Source organism: Streptomyces sp. NPDC030814 (assembly GCF_055572155.1).
The window spans coordinates 107,013-125,107 of sequence record NZ_JBVIDX010000022.1 but is presented as its reverse complement, the minus strand read 5'-3'; the positions used below and the strand labels follow the sequence as shown (position 1 = coordinate 125,107).

Annotated in this window: 18 protein-coding genes; 10 read left to right on the top strand and 8 right to left on the bottom strand. The window is 70.6% G+C overall.

Annotated features, from left to right (window positions below; translation table 11 throughout):
* Window positions 1-7: 7 nt before the first annotated feature.
* The 3 genes from ACZ43N_RS33305 to ACZ43N_RS33295 form a co-directional block, all read right to left on the bottom strand.
* Window positions 8-1,003 (bottom strand): carbohydrate ABC transporter permease, encoded by a 996-nt coding sequence (locus tag ACZ43N_RS33305; protein ID WP_468102771.1) that lies wholly within the window; start codon window positions 1,001-1,003, stop codon window positions 8-10.
* A 77-nt stretch (window positions 1,004-1,080) separates the two neighbouring features.
* Window positions 1,081-2,436: an ABC transporter substrate-binding protein gene (locus tag ACZ43N_RS33300; protein WP_468102770.1), complete on the bottom strand. Its 1,356-nt coding sequence runs from the start codon at window positions 2,434-2,436 to the stop codon at window positions 1,081-1,083.
* A gap of 100 nt (window positions 2,437-2,536) precedes the next feature.
* Window positions 2,537-3,556 (bottom strand): LacI family DNA-binding transcriptional regulator, encoded by a 1,020-nt coding sequence (locus tag ACZ43N_RS33295; RefSeq protein ID WP_468102769.1) that lies wholly within the window; start codon window positions 3,554-3,556, stop codon window positions 2,537-2,539.
* 187 nt (window positions 3,557-3,743) lie between these two features.
* On the opposite strand from ACZ43N_RS33295, the gene ACZ43N_RS33290 reads away from it, so the two are divergent.
* From ACZ43N_RS33290 to ACZ43N_RS33275, 4 genes are all read left to right on the top strand, one after another.
* Window positions 3,744-5,096 carry a glycoside hydrolase family protein gene (locus ACZ43N_RS33290; protein ID WP_468102768.1) on the top strand — a complete coding sequence of 451 codons (1,353 nt, stop codon included), beginning with the start codon at window positions 3,744-3,746 and terminating at the stop codon, window positions 5,094-5,096.
* Window positions 5,097-5,391: 295 nt separating this feature from the next.
* A complete protein-coding gene (locus tag ACZ43N_RS33285; protein ID WP_468102767.1) occupies window positions 5,392-6,849 on the top strand; it encodes an FG-GAP repeat domain-containing protein in 1,458 nt (485 codons plus the stop codon).
* 145 nt (window positions 6,850-6,994) lie between these two features.
* Window positions 6,995-7,540 carry an RNA polymerase sigma factor gene (locus ACZ43N_RS33280; RefSeq protein ID WP_468102766.1) on the top strand — a complete coding sequence of 182 codons (546 nt, stop codon included), beginning with the start codon at window positions 6,995-6,997 and terminating at the stop codon, window positions 7,538-7,540.
* Window positions 7,537-8,616 (top strand): hypothetical protein, encoded by a 1,080-nt coding sequence (locus tag ACZ43N_RS33275; protein ID WP_468102765.1) that lies wholly within the window; start codon window positions 7,537-7,539, stop codon window positions 8,614-8,616. The genes ACZ43N_RS33280 and ACZ43N_RS33275 overlap by 4 nt, the downstream gene beginning before the upstream one ends.
* A 155-nt stretch (window positions 8,617-8,771) precedes the next feature.
* On the opposite strand, the gene sodN is transcribed toward ACZ43N_RS33275, so the two are convergent.
* Window positions 8,772-9,167 carry a superoxide dismutase, Ni gene (gene sodN, locus ACZ43N_RS33270; RefSeq protein WP_031140564.1) on the bottom strand — a complete coding sequence of 132 codons (396 nt, stop codon included), beginning with the start codon at window positions 9,165-9,167 and terminating at the stop codon, window positions 8,772-8,774.
* A gap of 146 nt (window positions 9,168-9,313) precedes the next feature.
* On the opposite strand from sodN, the gene sodX reads away from it, so the two are divergent.
* A complete protein-coding gene (sodX, locus tag ACZ43N_RS33265) occupies window positions 9,314-9,748 on the top strand; it encodes a nickel-type superoxide dismutase maturation protease (protein WP_468102764.1) in 435 nt (144 codons plus the stop codon).
* Here sodX and ACZ43N_RS33260 read toward each other — a convergent pair.
* Window positions 9,652-10,281 carry a CGNR zinc finger domain-containing protein gene (locus tag ACZ43N_RS33260; protein WP_468102763.1) on the bottom strand — a complete coding sequence of 210 codons (630 nt, stop codon included), beginning with the start codon at window positions 10,279-10,281 and terminating at the stop codon, window positions 9,652-9,654. The genes sodX and ACZ43N_RS33260 overlap by 97 nt on opposite strands.
* A gap of 99 nt (window positions 10,282-10,380) precedes the next feature.
* Between ACZ43N_RS33260 and ACZ43N_RS33255 the strand changes: the two genes are divergently transcribed.
* Window positions 10,381-11,163, top strand: a complete 783-nt coding sequence (locus ACZ43N_RS33255) for a class I SAM-dependent methyltransferase (protein WP_468102762.1) — start codon at window positions 10,381-10,383, stop codon at window positions 11,161-11,163.
* Window positions 11,164-11,253: 90 nt separating this feature from the next.
* Here the strand turns inward: ACZ43N_RS33255 and ACZ43N_RS33250 are convergent, their stop codons facing one another.
* The 3 genes from ACZ43N_RS33250 to ACZ43N_RS33240 are packed head-to-tail and all read right to left on the bottom strand — an operon-like array spanning window position 11,254 to window position 13,937.
* Window positions 11,254-12,015, bottom strand: coding sequence for an amino acid ABC transporter ATP-binding protein (locus tag ACZ43N_RS33250; RefSeq protein ID WP_468102761.1), 762 nt, complete (start codon window positions 12,013-12,015; stop codon window positions 11,254-11,256).
* Window positions 12,012-12,950, bottom strand: coding sequence for an amino acid ABC transporter permease (locus tag ACZ43N_RS33245; RefSeq protein ID WP_468102760.1), 939 nt, complete (start codon window positions 12,948-12,950; stop codon window positions 12,012-12,014). The genes ACZ43N_RS33250 and ACZ43N_RS33245 overlap by 4 nt, the downstream gene beginning before the upstream one ends.
* A 30-nt stretch (window positions 12,951-12,980) precedes the next feature.
* The gene (locus tag ACZ43N_RS33240) at window positions 12,981-13,937 is read right to left on the bottom strand and encodes an ABC transporter substrate-binding protein (RefSeq protein WP_468102759.1); all 957 of its coding nucleotides are present in this window, start codon (window positions 13,935-13,937) and stop codon (window positions 12,981-12,983) included.
* A gap of 607 nt (window positions 13,938-14,544) precedes the next feature.
* Here ACZ43N_RS33240 and ACZ43N_RS33235 point away from each other — a divergent pair.
* From ACZ43N_RS33235 to ACZ43N_RS33220, 4 genes are all read left to right on the top strand, one after another.
* Window positions 14,545-15,795, top strand: coding sequence for an NAD(P)-dependent malic enzyme (locus ACZ43N_RS33235; protein ID WP_468102758.1), 1,251 nt, complete (start codon window positions 14,545-14,547; stop codon window positions 15,793-15,795).
* Window positions 15,796-16,157: 362 nt separating this feature from the next.
* On the top strand, window positions 16,158-17,123 hold the full coding sequence (locus ACZ43N_RS33230) for a zinc-binding dehydrogenase (RefSeq protein WP_468102757.1): 966 nt from the start codon (window positions 16,158-16,160) through the stop codon (window positions 17,121-17,123).
* Window positions 17,124-17,235: 112 nt separating this feature from the next.
* The gene (locus ACZ43N_RS33225; RefSeq protein ID WP_055513588.1) at window positions 17,236-17,445 is read left to right on the top strand and encodes an RNA polymerase sigma factor sigma-70 region 4 domain-containing protein; all 210 of its coding nucleotides are present in this window, start codon (window positions 17,236-17,238) and stop codon (window positions 17,443-17,445) included.
* Entirely contained in the window at window positions 17,445-18,077 is a 633-nt protein-coding gene (locus tag ACZ43N_RS33220; RefSeq protein WP_468102756.1) for a Clp protease N-terminal domain-containing protein, read from the top strand. Before ACZ43N_RS33225 ends, ACZ43N_RS33220 begins: the two co-directional genes overlap by 1 nt.
* The last annotated feature ends 18 nt before the right edge of the window (window positions 18,078-18,095 follow it).

The window sequence follows — 18,095 nt, the reverse complement described above, 5'->3', positions numbered from 1 at the left end:
GTCTGAGTCAGTCCTCGTTGTCGGGCCGGACGACGCGGCGCTGGATGAGGGTCAGGACGACGACGATCAGGAAGAAGACGACGGTGATCGCGGACGCCTGGCCGATGTTGTTCTGGTCGAAGGCGGTCGTCACGGCCTGGTACATCACCGTGCGGGCCGCGTCCTCGTCGAGTCCGCCGCCCTTGACCAGCACGTACACCTGGTCGAACACCCGGAACGACAGCACCGACGTGAGCAGCGCGACGAACACGAGGGTGCCGCGGATGCCGGGCAGCGTGACGTTCCGGAACTGCTGCCAGCGGGAGGCCCGGTCGAGCTGGGCGGCCTCGTAGAGCTCGTCCGGGATCTGCTGGAGCCCGGCGAGCAGGATCACCATCTGGAAGCCGACGCCCTGCCACACCGACAGGACGATGACCGAGGCCATCGCGGTGAGTCCGTCGCCCAGCCAGTCGAACGCGCCCCAGTTGCCGAAACTCACCGCGTCCAGCGCGGAGTTGAGCATGCCCTGCTCGCTGCGGGCGAGGATCAGCCGCCAGATCACGGCGACCAGCGCCATCGGGAAGACGACCGGCATGAAGAAGAAGGACCGGAAGAGACCGATCGCCTTCAGCTTGCGGTTGAGCAGGATCGCGAGCCCGAGCGCCAGACCCGTCTGGAGCGGTACGACGACCACGGCGAAGGTCAGGTTGTTCAGCAGCGCTCGCAGGAACGGGCCGGACAGATCGGGGTCGGTGAAAAGCCGCCGGTACTGCTCGACGCCGAAGAAGGTGGGCTCCAGCGGGGAGCCGAGGCGCACGTTGTAGAAGGAGAGCACCACGGCGTAGCAGAAGGGGATGCCGACGAAGGCGATCAGTCCGGCGACGGCGGGTGCGGACATCAGCAGTCCGTGCAGCCATTCGCGGCTGCGGCGGGACGGACGGGCGGGCTGTGCGGGGGCAGGGGCCATGGGCGGCGCCTGGTCCCGGCCGGACGGCGCGGTGTGCGCGGGTTCCACGGTTTTCACGGGGTCCTCTTCCCGGCGGGGCGGGCGGCCGCCATGGGCGCGCCCGCCCCGGTCGATGGGTCCGACAGGGCGCGTGCTTACGGGATCTCGTAGCCGGCGTTGTCCGAGAAGTCCTGGTCGATGGCGCGGGCGGCCTTGGCCAGGGCGTCCTTCGGGTCACTGCCGCCGTAGACCGAGTTCAGGGCCTGGCTGAACTTCTCCGTCACCACCGGGTATCCGGCGGTGACCGGGCGGGTGACGGCGACGCAGGACTTGCTGATGTCGCTGTCGCCGCACGGCTTGGCGAGCTGGTCGGCGAAGAGCTGGAGCGGGCCGCCCGGCTTGTACAGCTCGCTCGCGGCGAGGGCCGACTTCGTGGCCGGGGGTGCGCCGTTGGCCTTGGTCATCGCGGTGATGTTGGCGTCGTCGAGGAGGAAGTCCATGAACGCGCCGGCCGCCTTGGCGTTCTTGGAGTCGGCCCCGATGCCCCAGGACCACGAGCCCTGTCCGGTCTTGGGGCCGTTGCCGAAGTCGGGCAGCGGCAGCACGACCAGGTCGTCGCCGAGGGCCTCGCTGTAGGCGGGGTACATCCAGTGGCCGACCCAGCTGAGGGCGACGCGGCCCTTGGCGAAGGCGTTGCCGTCGGTGTTGGGGTCGACGGTGCTCTTCCAGGACTGGAAGGTCTTCAGGGCCGACACCACCGCCGGCGTGTCGAGGGCGCCCTCCGCCTTGCCGTCCTTGAGGAGGGAGCCGCCGGCCGACCAGACGATCGGGGCGAAGCCGTAGGTGCCCCACTCGTTGGCGAGACCGTTGCCCTCCTGGATGTCGAGGACCTTGCCGTCGGAGTCCTTCGCCTTCAGCGCCTTCAACGCGGCGTTGAACTCGTCCGCCGTCCAGGCGTCGTCGACGCCCTTCGGGTACTTCACCCCGGCCGCGTCCAGCAGCTTCTTGCTGCCGTACATGCCGAGGCCGGAGTCGAACATGCCGAGGCCGTAGTGCTTGCCCGCTATCTCGCCCTGCGCCTTGCTGGCGTCGGTGGCGTTGGACAGGGTCTTCGCGGAGACGAAGTTGTCGATCGGGGCGAGCTTCTTGTTGTAGACGAAGTTCGCCATGGTCGGACCGTCGAACTCCAGGACGTCCGGCAGCTCGGACGCGTTGGTCGCGGTGATGGTCTTGGTGTAGTCGGTCTCCGGTATCAGCTTCAGCTTGACCTTGACCTTGTCCTGCGAGGAGTTGAAGGACTTCACCGCGTTCTGCAGCGCCGCGGCCTCGCTCTTCTGGCCCTGGTGGGCCCAGACGCTGATCGTGCCCTCACCGCTGCCGGCCTCGGCGGAGGCATCGGACCCACCGCCCCCGCCGCACGCGGCAAGCGCCGCCAACGGGAGCACGAGGGCCAGGCCGGTACAGGCCGTACGACGGAACCTGCTGCTGGTCGAGGGGTTGATGGAACTCATGGATTGTGCCTCCGTGCGGGACGAGGGTGCGGGGTGCGGGGGTGGTGGGTTCTGGAAGTGGGGAGTGGCGGTGTGGGGCTGGGAGGGGGATGGGAGGGGGTCACTGCGGCCCTCGAGGGCGCGGCGGTGCCGTGGTCTCCCGCAGGACGAGTCGGATGGGCATCTCCACCCGGCCCTGCGGTACCTCGTCCGGCGCGTCGAGCTGCCGCAGCAACAGCCGGGCGGCCTCAGCGCCCTGCCCGGCGACCGGCTGGGCGACGGTCGTCAGCCCGACCACGTCGGCGAGTTCGTGGTCGTCGAAGCCGACGACGGACACGTCGTCCGGCACCCGGAGCCGATGCCGCCGCAGCGCGCGCAACGCGCCCATCGCCATCTCGTCGGACTGCGCGAACACCGCGGTCGGCGGCCGGGACGCGGCGAGCAACTCCGTCATCGCCCGCTCGCCGCCCTCCACGGTGTAGTCGCCGTCCGCCACCAGGGCCGGGTCGTGCTCGATGCCGGCCTCGGCGAGGACGTGCAGATAGGCGGCGCGACGGTCGACGGGCGTGGTCCAGTGCAGGGGCCCGCTGGCCCCGGAGATCATGCCGATCCGGCGGTGGCCGAGGTTCACCAGATGCCGGACGGCGCTCTCCGCGCCCGCCCGGTCGTCGATGCCGACCACCGTGAAGCCGGGCCGGGCGCCGCCGACCGTGGAGGCCAGCGGCACGCCGAGCGAACGCAGCGCGGCCGACTCCTCCTCGTCCGGGATCAGCAGCGACAGCACCGCGTCCACGCGCTTGCGTACCGGCATCTTGGTGAAGAAACGCTTGCGTGCCTCCGCCGACCCCAGGTTGTACAGCAGGACGTCGTACCCGGCGGCGCTGAACACCTGCTCCGCGGCGTCGAGGACCGTGCCGAAGAACCACCGGCCGATGTACGGGGCGACGACCCCGATGGTGAAGGTGCGCCCGCTCGCCAGGCTGGACGCCGAGCGGGAGGCCGTATAGCCGAGTTGTGCGGCGACGGCCGTGATCTGCGCGCGGACCTCGTCCGAGACGCCCGGCCGGCCGCGCAGGGCGCGCGACACGGTGGACGCCGATACCCCGGCGGCGCGGGCCACATCGGTGATGCTGACGGTCACGGCGGACTTCTCCCGTCGGTTGCACGCTTCACGGCGGTGTGAGCTGTGAGTGACGTGACCGTAAACCCGGCCCGGTTGTTGCGCAAGCGTTTGCGTTCAGATTTACTTGGGCCGATTCTCCAGCGAGACCTAAAAGGTCTATGGTCAGCGCACGCGTTTGGGCGCTGCGAGTCGACAGGAACTGTGCATGCGATACGCCCCGCCCGGCCTCTGCGTGAACGACTTCGCCCTGCTCCGCGACGACGAGGGCACCTACGCGGTGCTGCACCTCCAGGGGCCGTGGACCACCGAGTTCGACCACCTGCGGATGGAGACCTCCTACGGCAGGGCCACCTCGGTCGACCTGGTGGGCTGGCAGCCGCGGGGCACCGCCTTCGGCAACGGGCTGCCGGGCCGTTTCGACCAGCAGGCGGTGTGGACGATGCACCCCTTCCGGCACGGCTCCGGGATGGCGATGTTCTACACCGGCGTGAGCGGGCTGACCCCCGAGGGCTGGCCGTTGCAGTCGGTCGGCCTCGCGTACTCCGACCGCACGGACGGCACCGGCTGGCGGCGTCACGGCACGGGACCGGTCGTCGAGGCGGACCCCCGCTGGTACCGCACGGGCGAGGGCATGGGCTGGCGCGACCCGTTCGTGGTGCGGGACGACGAGGGCGACGGCTGGGCGATGGTGGTCTGCGCGAGCGACGCCTCGCTCCCGGTCGAGGTCAGCGGCTGCGTGGCCCTCGCCACCTCGCCCGACCTGGAGCACTGGACCGTCCACCCGCCGCTGATCTCACCCGGCGACGTCGACGAACTCGAATGCCCCGTGCTCGAACGCCTCGACGACGGCAGCTGGCTGCTCCTCGGCTCCATCGGCGCGACCCGGGGCTTCGAGTCCTGGACGGCGCCCACCCTGCGCGGCCCCTGGACCCGCCGCGGCCCCCTCGGCCCCACCGGCGCCTACGCGCCCCGCGTCATCCCCGCCCCCGACGGCTCCCGGGTCGTCCTCCACACCACCCCTCGCCGCGTCGGCCTCGCCGACACCGGTGACCGCTGCCGCGGCATGCTGGCCCAGCCCAAGTCCCTTGTCGTTCCCGAGGACTCGGCTCCCCGCCTGGAGTGGTGGCCGGGCCTGGACCGCTGGCTGGGCGCGGAGACGGACGGTCCTCTCCTGCACGCGGTCGGCGACATCGCCGTGTCCGGCCGCCCCGTGGAGATCACCCTACGCACCGACGCCCCCGGCTCCACCCTTCCGGCCCTCACCATCGGCTGCGACGGCAAGAACCTCCGGGTGACCGGCCCCGACGGCTCCACCCTGGACGAAACCGTCCTGTCCCAACCTCCGGCCCGCCTGCGGGTCCTGACGATCGGTGAGTACGTGGAGGTCTACGCCGACGACGTCTTCGCCCTGACGACCCTGTGCTACTCGGGCCACCCCGCGCCGTGGACGGCGACCACCGACGGCGTCCCCCACCCGATCCCGACCCGCCCCGTCCACCTCCCGGACCCGACCCGCGACGACGCGTCGGCGATCTGGCCGGGGCCGGGGGGCGCGTAGTCGGGGGTGGCGGTCGGTTGAGCCGGGCTGGGCGGGAGGTTGTCGTGGGGGCGGCGACTGGCTGGGGTGGGCGCACCCCCAGCCCTCTCTCGGCGCGCACCCTCGACCGCGCTGACCAAGTCGCCCCCGTCGCCCCTCGTTCCCCTCCGTCCCGCCTCGTTCCCCCAGTCGCCCCCCACCGCGGCAACCTTTCCGCCCCGTCGGCAGTCCAGTTGGTGTCCCGGTGGGTGGTGTCGAGGTGAACGTGCGAGGTCCCGTGGAGCGGCTGACGCAGAAACCGTGGAGGGCGCGGCCGGTGGCGGACGCGACCGGTGGTATTCGATCCGCCCGGTCGACCCGGCGCATCCGGGGACTGGCCGCTGCCGCACTGGCCGCCGTTCTCCTGGCGACCGGCTGCGACTCCGCCCAGCGCCCGGCCGCGGGCACCGGCGGGGAGCGACGCCCGGATGCCGGCGCGAGCCGTACGGGCGGGCGGTCCCCGTCCGATGTCAGGGCCGAACGGCCGCCCGCCGGGAAACCCTCGCGGCACCCCCGGCCGGAGGACCTCAACGGCGACGGCTACGACGACTTCGCCGCGGTGATCACCGGCGGCAGACTGTTCGTGGTCTACGGGTCGGCGAAGGGACTGGATCCGCGCCGACGCACCGTGGCCCCGGGGCCGCCCTCAAGCACCACGACCGATGAAACGCGGCTGCTGCGCACCGACCTGGACCACGACGGCTACACCGATCTCGTGCGTGCTCCGCGGACCGGCGGACCCACCGTGCTGTGGGGCGGTCCGCGCGGCGTGACCGATCCGCGGCCGCTCACCGGGGCGCCGACGAGCCCCACGGCCACCGGCGACTTCGACGGGGACGGCCACGCCGACCTGTTCCTCCCCGGCGGCGCCAACGGTCCCGAGGGCACCGTGTGGTACGGCCCCATCCGGCGCGGAGGCGCACCCGCCCGCGTCCAGAAGCTGCGCAACGGCCGCCCGACCGACTCGATTCCGGTGCGCTCCCTGGCCGGCGACTTCGACGGCGACCGGGCCACCGATCTCGTGCTCTGGTTCCACTGGACCGATCCGGACAATGAAGGCGACGGCGGGGTGGGCGTCAGCGGTCTGCAGTATCTGCGCGGCGGCCCGGGAGGGCTGAGGCTCGCCGAGCGCCGCGAGCGACCCGACCTCGGCCTGGAGGGGCAGGCGGGGGACGTGGACGGCGACGGCACCGACGACCTGTACTCGGCGGGCTTCTTCGCGTACCGGAAGCAACTGAGCGCCGGATACACCCTGAGCACCCCCTCCGGACCCGAGACCGGCGCGCGGGGTGGCATGACCACGGTCTCACCGCCGGGCCTGAGGGACGCCCCGCAGTACGGCGGCATGGGCGGCACCGCCCTCGGCGACGTCACCGGTGACGGTCGGGCCGATCTGGTCACCTCCGCGACCGGCGCCAACGACAGCAACGGCGTCGTCTGGCTGGTCCCCGACCTCCGGGCGGCCACCGCGGACGCGGTCCGGGCGGTGACCCTGGACACCCCCGGGGTCCCCGGCAGCGACACCCCCGCCGAAGGCCGGGGCCCGACCCGCAACCGCATCACCGTCGTCGGCCCGCTCCTCGACACCGATGGCGACCACCACCTGGACGTGGTCGTCGGAGCTCCCGGCTTCCTGGACGCCAAGAGGCGCGACCTGGACGCGTTCTGGGTGCTGCGCGGCACCGACGAGGGGATGACGTACCAGCGGCACTTCACCGCCGCGGACATCCTCTGACGCCCACCGGCATCGGGCCGGGCCGCACAGCCCCAGCCCATCCCCCAACCGATCCGCCTCCGGCCTCCGGCCTCCGGCCTCCGGTAACTCTCGCGTCGTGCCGGACACAAACAAGGTGGAGCCAGCGCGCAGGGGAGGGGCGGGCGTGAGCAGACCGATGGACGATCCCGGGCGGTTCGAGGAGGTCTACCGGCGGACGTACCTGCCCGTTCTCAGGTTCCTGCGCAGGCGCCTGCCCCCGGCCGCCGCCGAGGACGCCGCGGCCGAGGTGTTCCTGGCGGCCTGGCGGAACCGGCACGAACTGCGCGGCGGGGAACTGCCCTGGCTGTACGGCATCGCCCGCCGCGTCGCCGCCAACGCCCTACGGGCCCGGGACCGGGCGGGCCGGCTCGACGACCGCATCCGTGCCGACCACGAGGCCGGGGCCGAACCGGCGGCCGAGGAGGAGGTGCTTCGGCGACTCGGCGCGCGGGGTGTGCTGGACCGGCTTCCGGTGCGGGAACAAGAAGTGCTGCTCCTCGTGGCCTGGGAGGGCCTGGGCGTGCGCGACGCGGCCAAGGTCATGGGGTGCGGCGTCGGGGCCTTCAAGGTCCGCCTGCATCGCGCGCGCCGGCTGCTGGAGGCGGCGGTGGCCGCGGACGAGGCCCGGCCTTCGGAGGACAGACTGCCAGTGGACGGGAGGACGAGGTGAAGGGAGATCTCAGGAGGGTGCGGGAGCTGATGCCTCCCGATCCGCAGGGGGAGTTCGGGCTCGACGGTGCCCTCCCGGCCCGTGCCGAGCGGGAACTGGCGGCGCTCCTGGCCACCGAGGCCGCGCCGGCGCCCCGGGCGCGAACGGGCATGTCCCGCAGGCGGGTTCTGCTGGCCGGCGGGATCGTGGCCACGGCCACCGCGGTCGCCGCCTCCGATGAGCTGGGCCGGTTGCTCAGGGCGGGCGGGGAGGCACAGGCTCTGGTGACGCCGCCCGTGCTGACCCTGCGGACGATCGCGGGAACCTCGTCGCGCGACGTGCTGGCCGAGCTGGCGGAGAAGGTGCGCGGGCTCGCTCCCGAGGCGGTGCGGGGCCCGTACCTCTATCTCAAGAGCTGGGGCTGGTGGCTGAACTCCGCCGGTGACGTGCCCGGTGGCGTCGCCAACGCAGCGGTTCCGACGGTGACCGAGCAGTGGATCAGGACGTCCGACGGGGCGGGCCGGGAGCGCCAGGCGTACGGCGAACCGTACTTCCCGAATCCGGACCAGGAACGGGACGCCCGCGCGGCGGGGCTGGTCGAGGGCGAGGGCGTCCGGGACGAGCGGCACGGCCCCGGGTACTTCGCGCCGGACTCCGCATGGCAGGCGCTCCTTCCCTTCTCGACCGACCCTGATCGGCTGCTCGCTCAGCTGAGGAAGGTCAACTGGGAGGGAGGGAGGCTGATCTGGGGCGTCTCGGCCATGCTGGAGGCGGCCGGGCGGGCCTCGGGCGGCACGGTCGAGCCCGCACTGCGCGCGGCGGCGCTCCAGGTCCTCGCGAGGCGGACCGACGTGCAGGTGTCGAGGACCACCACCTGGCACGGACGGCAGGCCCTCGCGATCACCCAGGAGAGCAGGCACCGGAAGGCCGTCTTCCGGGACTCGCTGCTCGTCGACCCGGCGACCGGCTCCCCGATGGGCAGCGAGGAGGCGCTGCTGGGCGACCCGTTGAGCCTGAGGATCTCCGTGCCCGGGACGATCACGGTGAGCGAGACGCTGGCCCGGGGAACGGTGACGGACACCCGGAGCACCGTCTGAACGGAGCCGCTTCGACCGCAATCGGCTCGCGACCCGCTGAACACGACCGCACCCGGACCGCCGTGGACGCCGTGCTCGGCGGCCTGCGGGCCGGGTGCGGACGGGACGACCAGGCGACCGGGCGGGTCGCAGGGCCGGAAGGCGTGATCGGAGGATCAGGCCTTCTTCGTCTCCCAGAAGATCTTGTCGATCTGGGCGATGTAGTCAAGCGCCTTCTGGCCCGTCGCAGGGTCGGTGGAGCCCTTGGCGGCCGAGAGGGCCTTCAGGGTGTCGTTGACCAGCTGGTGCAGCTCCGGGTACTTCTCGAAGTGCGGGGGCTTGAAGTAGTCGCTCCACAGGACCGACACGTGGTGCTTGGCGAGCTCGGCGCGCTGCTCCTTGATGACGGTCGCGCGAGCCTGGAAGTGCGGGTCGTCGTTGGCGGCCATCTTCTCCTGCACGGCCTTCACCGACTCCGCCTCGATGCGGGCCTGGGCCGGGTCGTACACGCCGCAGGGCAGGTCGCAGTGCGCGCTGACCTTGACCTTGGGGGCAAACAGGCGGGAAAGCATGGAGCATTCCTTCCTCGTGATCGTCTTCTCAGGTGGGACATTACTCCCTGCGAGAGAGGTTTTCGCGAGTGCCCCCATGGGCTTAGGACAAAAGTCCGGGGTCAGACTGGGACTGGTGGAGGTTCGAACCGGGGAGGTGCCGAGGGATGCCGGAGCCGGCGCAGGAGAGCGAGCGGGCAAGGGCCGTTCTGCCCTTGGGGGTGGCCGAGGTGACGGGACCGTCCATGGTGCCGACGCTGCGCCACGGGGACCGGCTGCTCGTCCACTACGGGGCGCGGCTGAGGATCGGTGACGTGGTCGTGCTGCGGCACCCCTTCCAGCAGGACCTGCTCGTCGTCAAGCGCGTCGCCGAGCGGCGGGACGGCGGCTGGTGGGTCCTCGGGGACAACGCGTACGCCGGCGGGGACAGCACGGACTACGGCACCGTCCCCGACGAACTGGTGCTCGGCAGGGTCCGGTTCCGCTACCGGCCCCGGCCGGACGGTCAGCGTTCGCTGTTCGCCGTGGCCCGCTGGGCGTTCTCGGCGGCCCGGCCGGTGCTCTGCGACCGGTCCGCCTCCAGGCGTTTGCGGGCGCGGTAGGCGGCCACGTTGGCGCGGGTCGCGCAGCGGTCGGAGCAGTAGCGCCGGGAGCGGTTGGTGGAGGTGTCGAGGTAGGCGTTGCGGCACGGCGCCGCCTCGCACAGCCCGAGCCGGTCCACGCCGTACTCGGTCAGGTGGAAGGCGAGGCCCATCGCGGCGATCGCGGCGTAGCCGGCCGTCGCGTTCGAGGGATGGTCCGCCAGGTGCATGTGCCACAGCGGGCGGCCGTCGTCGTCCCGGAAGTCATGGCCGGAAATCTGCGGGCTCACCGGGAACTCCAGCAGCAGCGAGTTCAACAGGTCCACGGCGAGCGTCTCGTCGCCGCCGTCCGCCGCCTCGAAGACCGAGCGCAGGCGGGTCCGCACCGACCGGAACCGGGTGACGTCGGCGTCCGTCGCCCGTCGGGCCGCCGACTGGTTGCCCCCGAAGAGGTCGCGGACGGCCTCGACCGAGGTGAGTGTGTCCTTGCCCCGGAGCGGTTCCTCGCTGTTCACGAGGCGCACGGCGTAATCCGAGTAATAGGCCAGTTCCACTTGTAGTCCTTACGGGGGCGATCTATCGTCGTGGTGCGGGTCAGGTAACAGCTGATCGTGCTTTCAGGGTATTACGACGTACCGTGAGAAGGGGCTCCCATGACGACGACCACCGGCACCGGCAGCGGAACCTCGTTCGGCACCGACTGGCAGGCCTGGCAGCGCAGCTGGGACCGGCAGCAGGAGTGGTACATGCCCGACCGTGAGGAGCGGTTCCGGGTCATGCTCGACATGGTCGAGGCCCTCGTCGGCCCCGAGCCCCGCGTCCTCGACCTCGCCTGCGGTACGGGATCCATCACGTCCAGGTTGTTCGCGCGGTTCCCGAAGGCCGTCAGCACCGGCGTCGACCTCGACCCCGCGCTGCTCACCATCGCCGAGGGCACCTTCGAGGGCGACCGCCGCGTCACCTTCGTCACCGCCGACCTCTCCGACCCCGACTGGCCCACCCAGCTGCCGTACGACTCGTACGACGCCGTGCTGACGGCCACAGCCCTGCACTGGCTGCACAGCGAACCCCTCGCCGCCCTCTACGGTCAGGTCGCGGAGCTCGTCCGCGACGGCGGTGTCTTCATGAACGCGGACCACATGATCGACGAGACCACGCCCCGGATCAACGCGGCGGAGCGCGCCCACCGCCACGCGGGTATGGAACAAGCCAGGGCGAACGGCGTCGTCGACTGGGCCGAATGGTGGCAGCTCGCCGCCCAGGACCCGGTACTCGCCGCGCCGACGGCCCGCCGTTTCGAGATCTACGGCGAGCACGCCGACGGCGACATGCCGTCCCCGGCATGGCACGCCCGCGTCCTGCGCGAGAAGGGCTTCGCGGAGGCCAGGCCGGTCTGGTGCTCGCCCTCCGACACCCTGCTGCTGGCCGTGAAGTAGCCCCCGCGGAGGCGGACCCGCACGTGGAAGGGGCGGTACGGGAGAGACCCGTACCGCCCCTTCTCTCCAGCCGTTTCCGGCCGGGCCGTGCTACAGCACCTTGGACAGGAACGACTTGGTGCGCTCCTCCTGCGGGTTCGTGAGCACGTCACGCGGGTGGCCCGCCTCGACCACCACACCGCCGTCCATGAAGACCAGGCTGTCGCCGACCTCGCGGGCGAAGCCCATCTCGTGGGTGACGACGACCATGGTCATGCCGGACTCGGCGAGGTCGCGCATGACGTCGAGGACGTCGCCGACGAGCTCCGGGTCGAGCGCCGAGGTCGGCTCGTCGAACAGCATCAGCTTCGGCTCCATCGCCAGTGCCCGGGCGATCGCCACACGCTGCTGCTGACCGCCGGAGAGCTGCGAGGGATAGTTGCCCGCCTTGTCGCCGAGGCCGACCTTCTCCAGCAGCTCCCGGGCCCGCTCGCGGGCCAGCGCCTTGCTGACGCCCTTGACCTGGACCGGCGCCTCCATGACGTTCTCGGCGGCGGTCATGTGCGGGAACAGGTTGAACCGCTGGAACACCATGCCGATGTCCCGGCGCTTCAGCGCGACCTCGCTGTCCTTGAGCTCGTACAGCTTGTCGCCCTTCTGGCGGTAGCCGACCAGCTCGCCGTCGACGTACAGCCGGCCGGCGTTGATCTTCTCGAGGTGGTTGATGCACCTCAGGAACGTCGACTTGCCGGAGCCGGACGGGCCGATGAGACAGAACACCTCGCCCCGCTGCACCTCCAGGTCGATGCCCTGGAGGACCTGCACGGGGCCGAAGGACTTGTGGATGCCCTCGGCCTTCACCATGGCGGTCATGCCGAGACTCCCTTCGGGCGGCGCGCGGGCAGCACGGCCGCCTTGAAGCGCTGGATCGGGGTCGGCGGGAGGGACCGGGTCGAGCCCTTCGCGTAGTACCGCTCAAGGTAGTACTGGCCGACGCTGAAGACGCTGGTCAGGATCAGGTACCAGGCGGAGGCGAGGAAGAACATCTCCACCACGGAACCGGCCCGCTGGCCGATGTCCTGGGCCACCTTGAACAGGTCCATGTACCCCACCGCCGAGACCAGCGAGGTCGTCTTGAGCATGTTGATGACCTCGTTGCCCGTGGGCGGCACGATCACGCGCATCGCCTGCGGGATGACGATCCGGCGCAGCGTCTTCGCGTGGCTCATGCCGAGCGCGTGCGACGCCTCCGTCTGGCCCTCGTCGACCGACAGCAGACCGGCGCGGCAGATCTCCGCCATGTACGCGGCCTCGTTGAGGCCGAGACCGAGCAGCGCCGTCAGCAGCGGCGTCATGAAGACCGACCAGTAGTCCTTGTAGATCGGTCCGAGGTTGATGTACGTGAAGACGATGCCCAGGTTGAACCAGACGAAGAGCTGGACCAGGACCGGTGTGCCACGGAAGAACCAGATGTAGAACCAGGCGATCGACGACGTCACCGGGTTCTTCGACAGGCGCATCACGGCGAGCAGGATGCCGCCCACGATGCCGATCAGCATGGACACGACGGTGAGCAGGAGCGTGTTCAGCAGGCCTTCGATGACACGGCCGTTGAAGAAGTACTCGGGGACCGCGCCCCAGTTGATGTTGCCCTGCGCGAAGGCGTAGATGATCGAGCCGAGGAGGCCGAGCGCGATGGCCGCGGACACATAGCGCCCCGGGTGCCGGACCGGGATGGCCTTGATGGCCTCCGGACCGGCAGGGGGTGTGTCGGCAGGACCGTCCGTCTTGTTGACGTCAACAGTCACGGGTGGAGCCTTTCAGAACCGAGCCGAGAATCAGGAGCCGCCGTTGATCTTCGACTCGGTTACGGCGCCGTCCTCGACGCCCCACTTCTCGATGATCTTCTTGTATTCGCCGTTGTCGATGATCGCCTGGACCGCGGCCTGCAGGGCGTCCCGCAGCTTGGTGTTGTCCTTGGCGACGGCGATGCCGTACGGGCCTGCCTCGACCTGGTCGCCGACGATCTGGAAGTACTTGCCGCCGCCCGACGTCTTCACCGAGTAGGCGGCGACCGGGTAGTCGGCGGAGACGACATCCGCGCCCTTGGCGCGCATCCGGGTCTCGGCCTCGGGGTTGGTGGCGAAGTCCTCGATCTTGAGGGTGCCCTTGCCGTCGTCCTTGCACTTCTTCGCCTGGTCCTTGGCGAGGTCGTGCGAGAACGTGTTGCGCTGGACGGCGATCGTCTTGCCGCAGAGGTCGTCCCAGGTCTTGATGCCCTGGTCGTCGCCCTTGTTGGTGTAGAGCGAGACACCCGCGGTGAAGTAGTCGACGAAGTCCACGCCGGCGCCGACCTTCTTGCCGGTCTCGGAGTCGATGCCCTCCTGGCGGTCCTTCGTGTCGGTCATGGCCGACATCGCGATGTCGTACCGCTTGGCGGCAAGGCCGCCGATGAGGGTGTCGAAGGTGCCGTTCTCGAACTTGAACTCGACACCGAGCTGCTTGCCCATCGCGGCGGCGATGTCGGGGTCGATGCCGACGACCTTGCCCGCGTCGTCCTTGTACTCCACCGGCGCGTACGCGATGTCCGAGCCGACGCGGATGACACCCTTGCTGCGGATCTCCGAGGGAAGCTTTTCGGCCAGGGGGGCCGAGCCGGCCGTGGCGCTGCCGTTGTCGTCCTTGGTCTGGTCACCGCAGCCGGTGAGCAGCAGGGCGCCCGCGACCGCGATCGCGCCGACCGCGGCTGTCCGGGAGCGCAGGCCGGTCGTACGACGAGTGGTGCTTGCGGTCATGGTGGGTTCCTCCGGCGGGATGGGTGGAGTTGCCTAGGTCGATGGTTGACACGCTTCTTCGAGTGTCGCGACCTCGTGTGATTACGGCATCTTGCCATTCGGGCATGTCTATTCAGATGACCCGCAATGTCAAAATCGCATAACGGGTCAACCCCGAATGGCCCATGAACCGCTGCGGACCGTGCGATCGCGCAGGATCTTGTGCGGAATTTATCTCTTCAGGCCGGAAGATCTTCTGTTCATCTCAGGATGCGGTCGGCTGTGAATCGCGCGCACGCGGCGGTATGGGGTGCTGTCATGGATTATCCGACTTGTCCCGTCATTCGTCGACGAGTCGTGGCGCCCCCAGAGGGCCGCAAATGACCTTCGAGTTGTGACCTTCAAGGTATGAACGGGTCTGGACTCGTCGTCGGCGCCGTCCGTCCGGTAAGAAGGTTCCTTACACCCCTCATCCGGGGCCCAGGGCGCGTGTGCGGCGCGCCCGTCGCGTCTGAGCCCATACGTGTCGCCGTACGTACCGGTTGACCTGGGCCTTACGCGGTGCCCGCCCACTCCCGAACCGGGAGCGGTCACCCTCAAACCTTGAAGACTTAAGGGGTAAACAACAGTGGCAGCGGAGATTGTCAATCCTCGCACCGAGAGCAGCGACGGCAGTACGGGCCAGGAAGGCAACGGGGAGCCCCTCAATTCCCTTGGCGCCCCCGACTCCTTCGACCCCGCCTTCGCGCTGCACCGCGGCGGCAAGATGGCCGTGCAGAGCACGGTGCCGATCCGCGACAAGGACGACCTGTCCCTCGCTTACACGCCGGGCGTCGCGCGGGTGTGCACCGCCATCGCCGAGCGTCCCGAGCTGGTCGACGACTACACCTGGAAGTCCTCCGTCGTCGCCGTCGTGACGGACGGTACGGCGGTCCTCGGCCTCGGCGACATCGGCCCCGAGGCGTCCCTCCCCGTGATGGAGGGCAAGGCGATCCTGTTCAAGCAGTTCGGCGGCGTCGACGCGGTGCCGATCGCGCTCGCCTGCACGGACGTCGACGAGATCGTCGAGACCGTCGTCCGGCTCGCCCCGTCCTTCGGCGGCGTGAACCTGGAGGACATCTCGGCCCCTCGTTGCTTCGAGATCGAGAAGCGGCTCCAGGAGCGCCTGGACATCCCGGTCTTCCACGACGACCAGCACGGTACGGCCGTCGTGACGCTGGCGGCGCTGCGGAACGCGGCGCGGCTCAGCGGCCGGGAGATCGGTCAGCTGCGGGCCGTCATCTCGGGTGCCGGCGCGGCCGGTGTGGCGATCGCCAAGATGCTGGTCGAGGCGGGCATCGGCGACGTCGCCCTGGCCGACCGCAAGGGCATCATCTCCGCGGACCGCGAGGACCTCACCGACGTCAAGCGCGAGGTGGCGGGGTTCACCAACAAGGCCGGGATCACGGGCTCCCTGGAGGATGCGCTCGCGGGCGCCGACGTCTTCATCGGCGTCTCCGGCGGTACGGTCGCTGAGGAGGCCGTCGCCTCGATGGCCGAGGGCGCGTTCGTCTTCGCCATGGCGAACCCCAACCCCGAGGTGCACCCGGACGTCGCCCACAAGTACGCGGCGGTCGTCGCGACCGGGCGCTCCGACTACCCCAACCAGATCAACAACGTCCTCGCCTTCCCCGGCATCTTCGCGGGGGCGCTCCAGGTGCGGGCGTCGCGGATCACCGAGGGGATGAAGATCGCGGCGGCGGAGGCGCTGGCCGCGGTCGTGGGTGACGACCTCGCCCCCGACTACGTCATCCCGTCCCCGTTCGACGAGCGGGTCGCTCCCGCGGTGACGGCGGCGGTGGCCGCGGCCGCGCGGGCGGAGGGGGTCGCTCGCCGCTGAGGTGGGTGCGAGTGCGTTTGGCGGCCCTGTCCCCGTGGGTGGGGGCGGGGCCGCCTTTTTGCTGGGGGGGCGGATTTGGGTGCCTAGTGGCTCGGGGGTGCGGGTTCGTCGGCGGCTGCGGGTGGTTCGTGGTTGCTCGCGCAGTTCCCCGCGCCCCTGAAAAGCGACCGGGGCTGCCCCCCGTGCTTTTCAGGGGGAGGGCGGGCCGCAGGCCCGTTCCTCCAGGGGCGCGGGGAACTGCGCGATCAGCCCCCACCCACCCGCAGATTCCCGGGGGCTCCGCGGGGCGCAGCCCTTCGCGGGACGCGTGTCACAGCGTTGCCCGGTTCCATCAGGTGCGCCGTACACCTATGGTCAGGCCCATGTTCGCTGCCTACGCCGCCCGTATCGACCGTGACAACCCGCTCAACGGACTGGAGTTGGGTGACCGCCCCGCCCCGGAGTCCAGGCCCGGCTGGACGACCGTCAGGGTGAAGGCCGCCTCGCTGAACCACCACGACCTGTGGTCCCTGCGTGGTGTCGGCCTCGCCGAGGACAAGCTGCCCATGATCCTCGGCTGTGACGCCGCAGGCATCGACGAGGACGGCAACGAGGTCGTCCTGCACTCGGTGATCGGCCAGAGCGGCCACGGAGTCGGCCCCAAGGAGCCCCGGTCCATCCTCACCGAGCGCTACCAGGGCACCTTCGCCGAACTGGTCACCGTCCCCACGTGGAACGTCCTCCCCAAGCCCGCGGAGCTCTCCTTCGAAGAGGCCGCCTGCCTGCCCACCGCCTGGCTGACGGCCTACCGCATGCTCTTCACCAACGCCGGCGTCCGTCCGGGTGACTCCGTCCTCGTCCAGGGCGCCGGCGGCGGTGTCGCCACCGCCGCGATCGTGCTCGGCAAGGCGGCCGGCCTGCGTGTCTACGCCACCAGCCGGGACGAGGCGAAGCGCAAGCGGGCGCTGGAACTCGGCGCGGTCGAGGCGCTGGAGTCGGGGGCGCGGCTGCCGCAGCGCGTCGACGCGGTCATCGAGACCGTCGGCGCCGCCACCTGGTCCCACTCGGTGAAGTCGCTGCGCCCCGGCGGCACGCTCGTCATCTCCGGTGCCACCAGCGGCGACCGCCCCTCCCACGCCGAGCTCACCCGCATCTTCTTCCTCGAACTCAAAGTCGTCGGCTCCACCATGGGCACCAAGGACGAGTTGGAGGACCTCCTCTCCTTCTGTGCCGCGACGGGTGTCCGCCCCGTCATCGACGAGGTGCTCCCCCTCGACCGCGCCCGTGAGGGTTTCGAGCGCCTGGAGTCCGGCGACCTCTTCGGCAAGATCGTGCTCACCAACCCCTGACGGCTCCCTCCTGCTGAACAAGCGGTACGAAGGCCGGCCCGGTTCCCTCGGGCCGGCCTTCGTCATGTCAACCAACGTTGACAGCCGGACTTTGTCAACGTAAGTTGACGCCATGACCGAAGCAACGGATCTCGCCGAGCGTGCCGGCGACCGCGACCCCCGGATCGGGCTGCGGGCCGTCGCCGCGCTGCGGCGGCTGCTGGAGCAGTTGGAGTCGGTACAGGTGCGCAGCGCGCGCAACCAGGGCTGGTCGTGGCAGGAGATCGCCACGGAACTCGGTGTGAGCAGGCAGGCCGTGCACAAGAAGTACGGGAGGCATTGATGTTCGAACGGTTCACGAAGGATGCCCGTGCCGTGGTCCTCGCCGCGGTCGACCACGCGGAACGCTCCAGCGCCGACAAGGTGACCGAGGAACACCTCCTGCTCGCCCTTTTGGACCGCCGCGCCAGCCGCGCCTCGTTCGCCCTCGCCTCGCTGGGCCTGGCCGACAACCGGGGCTCCGTCGAACAGGCTCTGGCCGATGCCCGCCGCCGGGGCGGCCTCACCCGCGCCGACGCGGACGCCCTCTCCGATCTCGGTATCGACCTCTCGCAGATCATCTCCCGAGTCGAGGAGGCCCATGGGGCAGGCGCGTTGGAACCGGGGAGGGGTCGGGGTGACGGTGACGGGGACGGAAGCGAACGGTTCGGCCGAAGGGGTGGTGGGCGCGGCGACAGGAGCGGCCGGGCTCGCCGCTCGGGGCACCGCCCCTTCAGCCGCGAAGCCAAGGACGTCCTCACCCGCTCCCTTCGCGTCGCCCAGTCCCACCGCGACCGTCACATCGGCGACGAGCACATGCTCCTCGCGCTCACCACCCGCCCCGGAGTTCCCGCCGAGGTCCTCGCCGACCATGGTGTGACCTACGAGGCCCTGCAACGCGTGCTGTACGGGCCGGGCGAGGCCAGGGCGAGCTGACGAGGGAGGGGGCCCCGC